This is a genomic window from Acinetobacter sp. YH12255 (assembly GCF_013417355.1).
In the GTDB taxonomy this organism is placed as follows: Bacteria; Pseudomonadota; Gammaproteobacteria; order Pseudomonadales; family Moraxellaceae; genus Acinetobacter; species Acinetobacter pseudolwoffii.
On the sequence record NZ_VPEC01000016.1, the window covers coordinates 44,306 to 58,131 of the forward strand.

General features: G+C 42.2%; 12 protein-coding genes and 1 tRNA gene. 9 read left to right on the forward strand and 4 right to left on the reverse strand.

What is annotated here, in order from left to right; translation table 11 throughout:
- Positions 1–389: 389 nt before the first annotated feature.
- The gene (locus tag FTV30_RS08640) at positions 390–1,034 is read right to left on the reverse strand and encodes a hypothetical protein (RefSeq protein ID WP_180001420.1); all 645 of its coding nucleotides are present in this window, start codon (positions 1,032–1,034) and stop codon (positions 390–392) included.
- A 110-nt stretch (positions 1,035–1,144) separates the two neighbouring features.
- Here FTV30_RS08640 and FTV30_RS08645 point away from each other — a divergent pair, with 110 nt between their 5' ends.
- Positions 1,145–2,158, forward strand: a complete 1,014-nt coding sequence (locus FTV30_RS08645) for an AraC family transcriptional regulator (RefSeq protein ID WP_180001421.1) — start codon at positions 1,145–1,147, stop codon at positions 2,156–2,158.
- A gap of 101 nt (positions 2,159–2,259) precedes the next feature.
- Here the strand turns inward: FTV30_RS08645 and FTV30_RS08650 are convergent, their stop codons facing one another.
- Together FTV30_RS08650 and FTV30_RS08655 are read right to left on the reverse strand one after the other, a co-directional pair.
- Entirely contained in the window at positions 2,260–2,505 is a 246-nt protein-coding gene (locus FTV30_RS08650) for a hypothetical protein (RefSeq protein ID WP_005095167.1), read from the reverse strand.
- A gap of 77 nt (positions 2,506–2,582) precedes the next feature.
- Positions 2,583–3,665 carry a DNA/RNA non-specific endonuclease gene (locus FTV30_RS08655; protein ID WP_180001422.1) on the reverse strand — a complete coding sequence of 361 codons (1,083 nt, stop codon included), beginning with the start codon at positions 3,663–3,665 and terminating at the stop codon, positions 2,583–2,585.
- 265 nt (positions 3,666–3,930) lie between these two features.
- Here FTV30_RS08655 and FTV30_RS08660 point away from each other — a divergent pair, with 265 nt between their 5' ends.
- The gene (locus tag FTV30_RS08660) at positions 3,931–4,509 is read left to right on the forward strand and encodes a hypothetical protein (RefSeq protein ID WP_180001423.1); all 579 of its coding nucleotides are present in this window, start codon (positions 3,931–3,933) and stop codon (positions 4,507–4,509) included.
- 78 nt (positions 4,510–4,587) lie between these two features.
- On the opposite strand, the gene FTV30_RS08665 is transcribed toward FTV30_RS08660, so the two are convergent.
- Positions 4,588–6,468 carry a potassium transporter Kup gene (locus tag FTV30_RS08665; protein WP_180001424.1) on the reverse strand — a complete coding sequence of 627 codons (1,881 nt, stop codon included), beginning with the start codon at positions 6,466–6,468 and terminating at the stop codon, positions 4,588–4,590.
- A 121-nt stretch (positions 6,469–6,589) separates the two neighbouring features.
- Between FTV30_RS08665 and FTV30_RS08670 the strand changes: the two genes are divergently transcribed.
- The 7 genes from FTV30_RS08670 (at position 6,590) to FTV30_RS08705 (ending at position 13,530) form a co-directional block, all read left to right on the forward strand.
- A tRNA-Ser gene (locus tag FTV30_RS08670) sits at positions 6,590–6,680 on the forward strand.
- Between the two features lie 210 nt (positions 6,681–6,890).
- Positions 6,891–8,180, forward strand: a complete 1,290-nt coding sequence (locus tag FTV30_RS08675) for an integrase arm-type DNA-binding domain-containing protein (protein WP_180001425.1) — start codon at positions 6,891–6,893, stop codon at positions 8,178–8,180.
- A 98-nt stretch (positions 8,181–8,278) separates the two neighbouring features.
- Positions 8,279–9,193 carry a hypothetical protein gene (locus FTV30_RS08680; protein WP_164542866.1) on the forward strand — a complete coding sequence of 305 codons (915 nt, stop codon included), beginning with the start codon at positions 8,279–8,281 and terminating at the stop codon, positions 9,191–9,193.
- A 132-nt stretch (positions 9,194–9,325) separates the two neighbouring features.
- Positions 9,326–9,613 carry an AlpA family transcriptional regulator gene (locus FTV30_RS08685; RefSeq protein WP_164542867.1) on the forward strand — a complete coding sequence of 96 codons (288 nt, stop codon included), beginning with the start codon at positions 9,326–9,328 and terminating at the stop codon, positions 9,611–9,613.
- Between the two features lie 2 nt (positions 9,614–9,615).
- Complete coding sequence (locus FTV30_RS16315; protein WP_228277086.1) at positions 9,616–10,377, forward strand: KilA-N domain-containing protein; 762 nt, start codon at positions 9,616–9,618, stop codon at positions 10,375–10,377.
- A 313-nt stretch (positions 10,378–10,690) separates the two neighbouring features.
- Positions 10,691–11,062, forward strand: a complete 372-nt coding sequence (locus FTV30_RS08700) for a hypothetical protein (RefSeq protein WP_164542868.1) — start codon at positions 10,691–10,693, stop codon at positions 11,060–11,062.
- Positions 11,059–13,530, forward strand: coding sequence for a DUF927 domain-containing protein (locus FTV30_RS08705; RefSeq protein WP_180001426.1), 2,472 nt, complete (start codon positions 11,059–11,061; stop codon positions 13,528–13,530). The genes FTV30_RS08700 and FTV30_RS08705 overlap by 4 nt, the downstream gene beginning before the upstream one ends.
- Positions 13,531–13,826 lie beyond the last annotated feature (296 nt).

Consider the following 13,826-nt stretch of genomic DNA (forward strand, 5'->3'; position numbering starts at 1 on the left):
ATAGAAAAGGACTTGTATGTTCAAAATGATGTTTAGGGATTGTTATTGATCAATAGCCGCCGGACAAGGCGAAGCTTTCCAGTGCTGAGCAGCTTAAATATAAAGGACGTTATTTTCTTTCAATATTCACCCCAGTATGAGGATGAACAAGATCGCTCTATTTTGACCGATATTCAAAAGTAAAAATTAAATAAAAAAAAGGAGTCTCGCGACTCCCTGTAAAAACCAAGATTAGACCACAGCGCTTGGTATTCAAAATAATTCATTACACCTAAAACATATAAGTATGTGGCTTCACTCACCAACAACCGTGAATATAGGCCAAATCAAAAGGACAATATTGACAATACATCTGCATTTTATTGACAAATCACGACAAGAACCGGGTTTTAGCGATTTAATGGCCTATTTAAGTGATTGGTCGCAGGATTTTTAGCAATTTTAGCCGGAGTTTCTGCCCACTTGGCTGGAAAATAACGGTCTGCCCAATAGTTCAGTTTTTTCGAGATCGGTGCAGGCAATACCATACCTAAAGGGTTCTGCTCCTGTAAATCTGCGGAGGAAATCACCCGGGTACCCAGCAGATAGTCGAACCAGGGTTTGGTCACACACCAGTTGGCATCCTGATTACTATTCATGTGATGATCATAATGCCAAGGCAGCTTTTTTTTGGCCCATTCTGGCTCCAGATGGGCACGACGATGCCGATAATAATAATTGCCTGCACTATATAATACGGCCAGCGTCATCCCTTTGGAAAAAGGATAAAACGTCAATCCAAAGACTGTAGCAACCACGGCAAGAGAAGCAATTTCATTGCGGGTACGCCAGTTGTTCAGTCCTTCTACATAACCGAAATCGGAAAATTCCGTTTTACGCACAATGCGGTGATGTTCCCAATGCGAACACATGCTTTCTGGAACCGGACTATAGCGGCTCTGTCCTTGGCGGTGAATTCCATGTAACACATATTTATGCGCAAACCATTCAAATCCATTGGCAACGACGAGTCCTGCCAGAAAACCTATCCACATGATCTTTTACCTCTTGGTCTATTTTTCAATATAGGCTAAGTAAAAGACTAGATATTGACCAAAATATTCAATATGATTGACAAAATACGACAAAATAAAAGAATTAAAAAATGCTGGTTCTAAAAAACTACGTAGGCTCGATATACGGTGGTTTAGGACATTTACTTTTGGACTATTATCAGCTGAAACAGCTCGAAGTCCCTGAGAAATTATTGGCCATTCAAAATCTGGAACGCTTTGATTTTACTCTGTGGCGTGATCTGCTGACAACACTTGATCAACAGCTGCAGCGCCCGGCTTTGGGCCTGGAAATTGCGCAACTGGTCGAGACTAAACATCTCGGGATTATCGGTTATCTGGCACTTTCCAGTGACACGCTGGGTGAAGCCTTCATGCGCTATCATGACTACCATCGCCTGATCTATGATGGTAGCCCGCTACAAATCCAGGGGCAAGGAGATCATCTTTCGATTGCCTGGGGTGAGGTTCCTTTTAAGATGAGTACGCAACTGACCGATGAAATCGCGATTGCACTCATGATCGAATTTATTAAATCGAATATTCTGGATAATAATCATCTGCATCTGCATGAAGTGCATTTTCAGCATCCAACACCCAAAAATATAGCATTGTATGAACAGTATTTCCGCTGCAAGGTTCGTTTCGGTCAAGCCAAGACTCAAGTCCTGATGCCGGTCAGCGAGCTGTCTACGCCTTTAAAACAGGGTGATCAGACCCTACAAAAGCTTCTGAAACAACAAGCTGAAGCTTTACTGGAAAAATTCCCCAATTCCACCCAAGTTGACCAGCAGTTACAGCAGGCGATTCTGGTGGGCCTGCAAAAAAACCAGTTCCAGATTGAACATATTGCCCAGCAAATAAAATTCTCTGTCCGTCAGTTACAACGACATTTGCAAAAGCAGGGTAAAACCTATCAGCAATGCATGCAGGAAATCCGCTCTATGATGGCAATGCAATATCTGAAAGATCCGCATTTAAACTTACAGGAAATTTCCATGCTGCTTGGTTACTCCGAGCAGAGTGCATTTCAGCGGGCATTTAAGCAATGGACCCAGCTGACGCCACAACAATGGCGCTTAGAATCTTTGGCTCAGACAGCTTGAGACGCTGCAATGCTGAGACTAAAAACAGTAAAAAGCCCAATAGGAATATTGGGCTTTGTGTCTGGTTCCAGATGGAACATTCTCCAACAAATGAAAAAATCTTATAAAAATGGATTTTCAATTTCGTCCAGATCATCCCGCTGCAGCTTTTCTGGCAGATCTACAGTATTTTCCAGTTGCTGCACCACATCATTTACAAAAGCCTGCAAAACCTTGGCAGCCTTAAGACCTTCCTGATCCTTGGTGATCTGCAAGTTTCCATACAGGCTGACGCAATCCAGATCATTTTCCAAGGTCAGATCATGAATGGCGTGGGATTCACTGCCATTTTCAAATGCTTTAAACATATCCTCTCCACCTGTCTTTGTTATTTTCAATAATGGGCGAGATCGATGCTACTCGAATCCCACTTTTTTCAGCAAGTTTATTTCAATAACTGCAAAATATATTGCAATAGCGCATCTATCAGCTGTTTTACAATCGTATTTTGGGTGTCGTTATCGATTGCACCACCAGTCGCTGAGGATGTCGAGGTATTTGAACCTGAAGATTTAAACTCACGTTGCAGTGCCTGCAAGTTTTCTTTAGAGACGTCTTCCGCACACTGGCTTTCTGCATCCCAGTTAGAATATTCGATTTTCTGATTGGCTTTGACCGCCTTGGCCGTCAATGGCAAACGATAGGTATTGCGCTTCTGCTCTTCGGTCAATTGTGGGAACAGGTTAATTCCGAGCTGTTCCTCCAGATAACAGACACTAACAATACGCACTTTGAGCGAATTATCATTCGGCGCATAATAAGCACCAATCGCACCGGTTTTCGGCAGGTAAACTGCCTTATACACCGCCGTCGGTACAATCACGCCATTACCAATGGTTTTTAGTTTTTTCGCCGCAAATACCGGCCCGGTAACCACATAAACATCCTGCTTCTGTTTGGTTACAATGGCACGGGTCGCTTCTTCCAGTTCACGCCAGACCTGCTGATTGTTTTTCGGTGCTTGCGGCACCATATTGGCCAGTGAGAAACTGTCTGACTGTGCAGCCTTATTGGGCATATCCGCATTTGGTGCCATATGCCCGCGATCATAACCGGAACCACGATAATCCGCCAACGTCGCCCGATGCGCAGGTTTAACCTGGGTCTCTTCATGAAAATTATCTTGACGCGGAATTTTCTGGCTTAAGCGTGCCGGTGTGAGTGCTTCAGCCACCCAAAGTGGGGTTTTCGAAACACCGGAATAACCGACGTTAAAGCCATTAAAGCACAGTGAATAACTGTCTTTTTTCAGGCTGTCTTTCATCAGATACGGCGGAACATCACGATAAAACTGTGTCAGACAGGCGGAATCGGATGAAGATGGCAGAGACACCCATTGACTGATTTTTTCCTGACCAAAGGCGATGGCAAAACTACTCGAAGCCACCACACCCAGAATGACTTTAGTACTATTGTTACTTAAAAACTGAAAAAGAGAGTTCTTGGATTTACGCTGCTTCTTGGCCATTATTACACGTACTTTTTAGATCAATACCGATTTTTCCCGAGCTTAACAAGCTGTGTATATGAAGTATATCTTGACCCCGCCATTCGCTTAACAAATAAACAATAATGGCTTAAAAGCCACGAAAGCTGTAACAAACTGTCTATTTTTTATTTCATTTTAAATGAGGTTTCGCAGTCTTTGAGTAGCTTTGATTGGAGCTGCCGGATGAGTATGTAAAGCTAAGCGCCTATCCCAATTCGTACAATTATTAGCAGTGGTGTCAATCATGAATTCCAAACTCTCTAAAATATTAGGTTTAGGATTATTCACAAGTGTAATCAGCGCAGGCGCATTTGCCGAGCCACCGGTTCAACCGGGTGAAACACTTGAAAGCTTGTCTAAAGCTAAAATTAGTACCACGGTGAATGGTCAGCAAGCGTCTTTGGAAACTCTCGTCAACTCTGGTCAAGTGCGCCTGGTCGATCCGCGTACCGCAGCGCCACAGCAATCAATGCCAAATACCCAGCCAGCGATGCCAAATGATCCGTCCATGATGCAGGCACCAGGTAATTCAGACATGGTTTCGCCACAACCTCCTGTGGCAGAACCGGGTATGAATCAATCAGACATGCCGGCCAATCTGGCTGAACCGGCCAACAGTACCGAAGTCGAAGCAACCACATCTATGGCTGCGCCAGAACAACAGCCTGTGCTTGAAGAGCAACAGCAAGCTGCTGTAGTTGAAGCCAATGCAATGAATGCACAAACTGAAATTGCAGCTCAAGCCGATGCAGAACCAGTGCTGATGGAGCAGCCTTTGAATGCTGCACCTGAAGTGCCGGCTGCCGTAGAACTTGAGCAATAATCCGAAGCTCAGTTATTTACTGTTTCTCCCATAAAAAACCAGAGTGTGTCTCTGGTTTTTTATGCTTTTTAATTTTATTTACATCTGAATCTGGGTGCCCAGCTCGACCACACGGTTGGGTGGAATCTGATAGAAATCACTGACCGGACTGGTATTGCGCTGCATGGAAATAAACAGTTTTTCCCGCCACGGTGCCATACCCTCACCCACAGTATGCATAATCCGTTCACGTGAAATAAAGAAACTGATCTGCATCAGATCATATTCAAAACCCCATTTTCGATAAGCCTGTTGTAAAGCTACTGGAATATTGGGCTGATCCTTAAAACCATAATAGATAAATACCCGATAAAAATGCTCACTCAATTGTTCCAGTTCAACCCGATCTTGCTTAGCTACAAAGGGAACATCACGGGTAATGACCGTGAGCATAATATTACGTTCATGCAAGACTTTGTTGTGCTTGATATTATGCAGCATGGCATGCGGGACAATATTCGGTGTACCCGTCAGGAAAATGGCCTCACCTGGCACATATTTGGTACCTTCCCCCATTGAGATACTTTTAATAAACAGATCAATCGGCAAGGCATCCTGTTCCAGACGCTTCAAAACCAAAGCGCGTCCATCTTTCCAGGTCATCAAAATGGTAAACAGCACGGCACCAATCAGAATCGGCACCCAGCCACCCGAGGTGATTTTTAAAGAAGTTGAGGCTACAAAGACCAAATCCAGAGCCAAAAATGGCACAGCAAACAATGCCACTTTCCAGACCGGCCAACGCCATAAACCATAAGCCAGAATCGAGATCAGAATAGTACCGCAGAGCATGGTCATGGTCACTGCAACACCATAAGCACTGGCCAGATTGGCACTATTTTCAAACAGTAAAATCAGGATCAAGACCGAAATAAACAGCAGCCAGTTAATAAAGGGCAGATAAATCTGGCCACGTTCGACTGCCGAGGTATGCTTGACCGATAGACGCGGCAAATAACGCAGTTGAATGGCCTGATTGACCATCGAAAATACCCCGGTAATCACCGCCTGCGAGGCAATGACCGCTGCAGCCGTGGCCAGTCCAATCATCGGGAATAAAGCCCATTCTGGCAGCAGCATATAGAAAGGATTGGCCAGCGCTTCTGGACTGCGCAACAACAATGCGCCCTGTCCGGCATAATTCAGCAATAAACAGGGCAAGACAATAATAAACCAGGCCAGACGAATTGGCAGACGACCGAAATGCCCCATATCGGCATAAATTGCTTCCCCCCCGGTCATGGTCAGAATCACCGCGCCCATGGTCAGGAAAGCCACGTAGGGCTGATCAACCACAAAGTGATATGCCCAGTACGGATTCACCATCCAGAGGACAGACGGGGTCTGGATAATGCTCCACAAACCAAAACCGCCAATGGACAGGAACCAGAGCATGGTTAAAGGCCCGAAAAATTTCCCCATGGTGGCTGTACCGTGGCGCTGCACCATAAACAGCCCCGCCAGAATTCCAATCGATAGCGGTACCAGCCATTGATTGAAAATAGGTGTCGCAATACTCAAGCCTTCAATGGCAGACAGCACAGAAATTGCCGGAGTAATAATACCGTCACCAAAGAATAGCGATGCACCAATAAAACCCAAGGCAATCAGGAAAATTTTCTTTTGATCGGCAATTCGTGTGGTACGCAGATTTAATGCCAATAATGACATGATCCCGCCTTCGCTGTTGTTATCGGCACGCATGATGACCGTGACATATTTAAAGCTGATGGTGAGCATCATGCACCAGAAAATCAGCGACAGGATCCCGAGTACAGAGGCCTCGCTAATGGCGAGATGTGCAGTGAGGAAGCATTGGCGCAGTGCATAGAGTGGACTGGTGCCAATATCTCCGAAAACGACCCCAAGCGCAGCCAGTGTAATCACCGGGAGAGCTGCTTTTTGTGCAGTGCTTTGCATATATTGTCTTCGTTTTTAACAAGCATTTTTGCGAATCATAGCACCACATTAAAAGTTTTTCTGCAAATCAATTGTTTCAGCTTGGCACAGCTGGTTTTTTTCGCTATTATCCTCGGCCTATGGTGAGGTGTCCGAGTGGCTGAAGGAGCACGCCTGGAAAGTGTGTAAACGTTTATAGCGTTTCGAGGGTTCGAATCCCTCTCTCACCGCCAAATTCGATGTTTACGGTAGTCCGCCGTAGTGTAAAAGACTTGATTCCAAAGGGGTTGAGTCTTTTTTTATGCCCGATACACTACGATGGATAACGGTAGTATACCGACAACTTTGTCGGTATATTTGTCGGTATAAACTCAATTCAGCTAAATTTTGACCATCAATCCAAAGAAATGCTGATTTTGTACCGACAACTAGGAGAAATCAGAATGGCAAAACAGTCTAATAAGCTGACTGCTAAAGGGGTTAAGAACCTTAGCTTTGATGTAAATGGTGCAAAGAAGCAAAGACACCCAGACGGCGGTGGCCTGTATTTATTGATTGATGATACCGAAGCGAAGTATTGGCGCATGGATTACCGTCGACCAGTGACGCAAAAATATAACACCCTTGCAATTGGTACTTATCCAACCATTAGCCTTGAACAAGCTCGAATAAAGAGAGAAGAATTTAAAAAGCTGCTGGCAGATGGCATCGACCCAGCCGAGCAACGGAATAATAAAAAACGCGAGCAGCTTGAAACCTTAGAGAACACTTTTCATAAATTTGCTACGGAATGGTTAGAGCTTCGCAGACGTGAGGGAAAGGTAGACAGTGAAACAATACGCAAACTTGATAAAGACATACTCCCCTTTATTGGTAAGTTGCCAGTAGTACAACTAACCACTGAGCAACTGGAGCGTGATGTGACCGATGCACTTGTTGAACGTGGTGCGCTTGAATCGGCTAGACGTGTGAAGTCAATTATAAATATGGTACTTAAACTTCCATTAAAGCGCCGAATCATCACTTATAACCCTGCTCCCGACATTAGCCTACCTCAGCCAACTAAGGGCAATCATAATGCTGTGACTGACGAGAGAGAGTTAGCCGATCTACTTCGCAAAACATGGCGCTTAACCAAAGACTTTCCACGTACACGGATCAGAACCGAGTTAGCAATAAAGTTATCAGCATATATCTATCAGCGCCCAGGGGAAGTCAGAACCTTATTGTGGGAATCGGTAGATTTTGAAAACAGATGCTTATCATTTGCAGCAAGTAAAACAAATCAAGACCACATAGTGCCTCTATCAATTCAAGCTTATGACATTCTCAAGGAACTTGAGGAACTGCGGACGACTTCAAAATATGTATTTCCAAGCGTCAAAACTTCATCTGAGTGCATGAGTGACGGCACTCTGACCCAAGTATTAAAACGAGTAGGTTTTAAAGGGCAGCACACAGTACATGGATTCAGAGCAACGGCGAGAACGCTGCTCGATGAGGAAATAGAATACAGAACCGACATTGTGGAACACCAGCTTGCACACAAGGTTAAAGACCCAAATGGTACAGCTTACAACCGCACTAAGTTTTTACGCCGTAGACGCGAAATGATGCAGCTATGGTCGGATTATCTGGACACACTTCGTCAAGGCGGAGATGTATCAAGGTTTAAGCCAAATAATGATGGTGAAAATTTGATTCAATTCAAACCGAACGCCAAGACAGCATAATTTTTGGTATTATTGAATAGTCAGGTATAGGAGGCATCCGACAAGCAAGTACCCAACTTGTTTACCTGACTGCTTCTGGGTGCGCCGTGGGAGGCAAAGTGCAATATTTAAATCAAATATATACCTATAATCTTTCTTTGAAGACTCAAGTTCTAAATGAAATTATTGGTATTGCGAAAGCATCAAACCGAAAGAATACACATTTGTGCAAGCCAGATAGTCAATTCGAGATATTAACTCCAAAAGAATTAAATGTATTAATAGAAAAATATACAAAAAAGTGTTTTCAATATTATTCTTTAGATGAAGAAAGAAAAAAAATCAAAGGAATGCTGAGGGTTCATGACTCCTTTGGCGAATTACAATACTTAATTTATTTATTATATTATTCAAATTTAATTGAGTTAAAAAACAAAGAGAGTTTTAAGGATTTAGAAAAGCTTTATACGTCTAGTTTCTTGATTGATTACAGCACAAAAATTAATATTAAAGAGAGAGGTAAACATGCTTTTAATTTTGCAGAATATCAAAACTTCTATGATGAGATGTGTGAAGGATTCATTAAAGGAATAATTCCCCCTTCACTTACGAATGGTATAACCACATTAGATTACTCTAGCCTGAGATTTGATTTAATGGGACTGAATATGTTGTTTTGGAAGTACTGTTCAATTAATGCAATTTTCGAAATGGTAGAGCAATCCATTGATTTAACTCGTTATCTACATGACCTATTAAATGATTCAAAATCAATTAGAAACAAGCTTCTTCGCAATCCAGAATTACAAAAAAAATATCATAAGAATGTGGCTTCTGCTGGAGGCAAGGCAAAAGCTGATAATTATAAGAAAGATAATGAGCAAGCCTTTAAGCACATTGAAGAATTATGGGATACAGAAAAATGGGGGAAAGCCTCCAAATGTGCAGAGGATATTTTTAATTTGAAGGAAATTAAATTACCTTACAACACTGTATACAGCCATTTAAGAAGCTATATAAAATCAAAAAAATGATTTTTGCTAGCAGATATTAAAAACAGCTAGTAAATATTTAAGTTAGCTAGAACATTGATACTAATCAAATAAAATCCAAACCAAACTACCTCTAACGCCGTTGCAATACGGTACATAGTTAGAGGTTTTTTTATGTCTACCCATCAACAAACTACAGCACCAAAAGGTTTTTACCGCATGTCGCACCTTGCGACTACTGCACCACGCAAGGAACGCAAGTACACTGCCAAAGATGGAACAACTCGAATAATCAAGGCACGTCCTGAGCGTCAAGGCTTACTCCCAATGGGAGAAACAACAATCTGGGACAAAGTACGTGCTGGCGAGTTCCCTGCCCCGATCAAGCTAACCGAGCGCATCACCGCATGGCGCATTGAAGATATTGAAGCATGGATGGCTTCAAAAGGATTGGAGGCTTAATTATGAATGCTTCTGCAAATTTATTAACCAGATCCTCTGTACATCAAATCAATATTGACGGCGCTTTAATTCACCAAGATCAATATGGTCGTTACAGCCTGAATGATTTACATAAGGCAAGTGGTGGTGACGTAAAAAACAAGCCATCTAATTTTCTACAAAATGACAAGACACAAGAACTTATTGCTGAATTGGTCGATGATGGAAATCCATCATCGGTAAATATTGAGCCGGTATCCACAATTAGGGGTGGTTCAGAACAAGGGACATATGTTGTAAAAGAATTGGTCTATGCATATGCCATGTGGATTAGTGCAGCCTTTCATCTCAAAGTTATTCGCACCTTTGATACTGTAACAGCGCAGCCACAACTACCGGATCTTAATAATCCAGCGCAATTGCGGAACCTATTGCTGGGCTATGCTGAACAAAACATTCAGCTCAGTACTGAAAATATGGTGTTATCGAAGGCAATCGAAACAATTACTCATACTGAACATGGCGTGAAGTTCCAGCAGGCATGTAAGATTTTGGATGTTAAGCAACAAGTATTAGCTGAATGGCTTAGAAAACATAATTGGGACCGCTATCTAAACAATGCCAGGGCTTCAACTTATTACAGTGAAAACCGTGGGTACTGTGAAACCAAATACTCACTCAAAGAAGGTGTAAAAGCCTCGGGGCAGCCATATAGCTACACACAGACTGAGTTCTTCATATTGCCAAAAGGTATGCAAATCTTGGCTAAGAGGTTTGGAGAGTGAATATAAATCTTCAAAATATTTTCGCCCTACGGCTTTTCAAATCAATAATCTTTGGCTATATTGATTCCGTTCAGTGCAAAATCACTGAATTAGCTTTGGTCGGCTATGAATACACAAGCGCATACAGTCCGCTTCGGACTTTTTTTATGCGTAAAATCTCTATGCTTCTGCATCTTTATGGTGAAGCTGGAGAGGGACACCTTCGAGTGTGCAGGTCTCTTGTGTACCTGTCGACCAACCCTTTTCAGCTTTGCCACCCTCACTTGGTCGTGAATGGTAAAGCTCCTCAACAAACACAAGGAGCGCATTAATCATGCCTAATCAAATCAATACTGAATCGATTGTTAATCTTGAATCCCAATCAAAAGAAAAAATACAAACATGGATTAAGGTAATGTCCGATGACAGAAGTTATTGCTCTTATGTGGCTATTGGCCTTGTAAATAGTGAAATTGCTTATCCTTTAGGTAATTGGAATATCCCTTTTTATTCTTTTGAGGAAGCCGATCAGTTTAAGAATGCCGCTCAGTTAAAATACCCAGATCTTAATTTTGATTTTATTACTGGAGCCTTGCATACTGACAAAGCAATGGAAAATGTCTCTTGTGTATTTTGGGATAAATGGCAGAAGAAACATAATGAACGTATTTATTTATTAGATAATAAAAAGGCGGTGTTACTGTGAATAACACCGCCCAAAACTTGCAGCAAGACTCCGATAAGCCTGCTGACATTCTAGCGCACTGTGAGCAACTTGTATCGTTTGATGATGCTTATTTATCACATGCCTTAGTACAGCGTTTTGGCAGCCCAGAACAGCCAATCCATGTTGATACTGGCAGTGTGGATATAAACGGCATTACCTATGAACAGCCTTTGATTCTGCCTATCTATGATGGGCAATTGGAGCTTGTACAGTGCGCCGTCATGCAGGATGGTCAGCGTGTGACTGTCATGCCTGATGGATTAGCTAAAGGCTTTGCAAGGTATGGTGATTTTGACCATGCTAAGCCTGTCATTATTACCTGCAACCTAGAATCATTTTTTAAGGTCGCACAGACTGGTTACGCCGTTGTATTGGTGCTACTACCTACCCTATGCAATAAACATCAAACAGAACTCAAGCCATTTGATTTTGAGCAAATCCAGTTTGTGATTAATCAGCTATCGAAGGCAGGCTATACAAAGTTATATCTACCTGTCAGACCTGAGCATATAAACCTTGAGTCATTCAAGGCATTGGAACAAAACACGGCGGTTAGATTGCTTAGCCAGTATCTAAAAATTGGTGTAAGTGAATTTCTGATTGAATTGACACAGTATGAAAGTTTAAGTGATGTGCTGTATTTTCTTGATTTAGCTATTGAGGCCCTACCAGAAAAGACTAATCTACCCAAAGGCCATTTAGCCAAACCGTTCAAGATGGAAGATGATTCATTTTTACACATCATGGACAATGGCCTATACCTTGTAAAGGAAAAGAGAGATGAAAACGGCGAACTCAAACAAACACGGACATTTATCTGTTATTCGGTAACTATTCTAGGTGAAGCGCGAAGCTTGAATAATGATAACTGGAAACGTGTTATTCAATTCTACGATAAAGACAATACGTTGCACCGCCTGCTTATTCCTTACGAGCATTTTATGGGTGAAGCGCAGGAAGTGTTCAAGATTATTGCCAGTCACGGATTGATGCCACCGCGCCAAGCCCATAAGAAAAGTGTATTTATCAGCTATATTCAGGACTATCCAATAGAACAGCGTTTTAGATGTGTAGATCGGGCCGGATGGCATGGATATTGTTTTGCTACACCTAATAAAACCTATGGTAATAGTGAAGGTGAGGAACTACTTTTTCATAGTGAAAGTCCAAGTCCTTACACAGTTGCTGGAAGCTTTGGAGAGTGGCAGGATCTTAGTAGATTAATTGAACCTCATGCATTAGCAGTATTGGCATTTTCATGTGCATTTTCAGGGCAACTGGTTTTGCCTTTAGGTGCTGAAAGTGGCGGCTTTCATATCTATGGATCCTCAACCGATGGAAAAAGTACGATTACCAAGGCTTCTTGTAGTGTATGGGGAAGTCCTAAGCATATATCCAGGTCTTGGAGGACTACAGATAACGCTTTAGAAAATGAAGCTGAATTAAGAAATGATAGTTTTCTGAATCTTGATGAGCTACGCCAAGCTGCGCCGAAAGCCGTATCAGATATTGTCTATATGCTGACAGGTGGACAAGGAAAGGCACGAAGTACAAAATCAGGTAAAAACCGAGATGCCAAGCAATTTAGCCTTATGTATACCTCTACTGGTGAAGTAACACTTGAGGAGCATTTGCGCCGTGGAAATATTGAGCTTGATGCAGGCTTGTTGCTTCGCTTTGCACATATTCCAAGTGATGCAGGTAAAGGCTACGGCGTATTTGATTGCATTAACTACGGTATAGCACCTCAAGATATTGGTAACCGCATTAATGAACTAGCATCAGCACATTACGGTCATGCCGGTATTAAGTGGCTTGAATATCTCACCAGCGATAAAGATATGGTAATGATAAAGGCACAGGAACTGTTGGATAGTTTTATTGAGCAACACACCCAGACAAAGAATGGGCAGGCTAACCGTGTTTTACGCCGTTTTGCCTTGGTCGCTGCTGCTGGAGAGTTAGCAACATTAGCAGGTATTACGGGCTGGCAACAGGGACGCGCATTTGAGGCAGTAGCGCAATGTTTTAGCACTTGGCTAAATAGTTTAGGTGGTGGTGAAAACATGGAGGAAACAAAGATTCTGGAGCATATTAAAGCCTTTTTTGAATCTAATGGAACCAGTCGCTTTGAAGACTTAACCGTAATCCGACAGCCAGACGGCGAAGTCATCCGACAACGTATCCACAATCGTGTCGGCTATTACGACCCAAGTGAAAAAGTTTATCTTGTGTCACCTACTATGTTTAAGAAGGAAATATGCATAGGTATGAATGAGGCAAACGTCAAAAAGGTCTTGATTAAGCATGGATGGATCAAGGAATTTTCCGAAGGGGAAAAAAAGCTGTACGTGAAGAAGCCTGGTAATAACCTACCCGATGGAACGCGCCCCCGGATGATGCACTTTAGTGTAGAAGCTATGCAGAACTTAGATAGCGAAATATAAATTAATATCTATAAGGTGGACGTGGTGGACAAGGTGGACATACAGATATTTATTTCAGTTAATATACTGTTATATATAAATATTATTATGTCCACTTTATATAAATATATACATCTTAATAAGTGGACATAAGGTGGGCACTATTTAAGGTAAATAGATCTCGTCCACTTCTACTACTTTATGTGTCCACTTTTTTATTAGCTAAAACCACATGTAAGTTGAATTAATTAATTATTTAAAAACATATACATAGTTAATTATGTACACCTTGTCCACTATGTCCACTTCAAAAAATA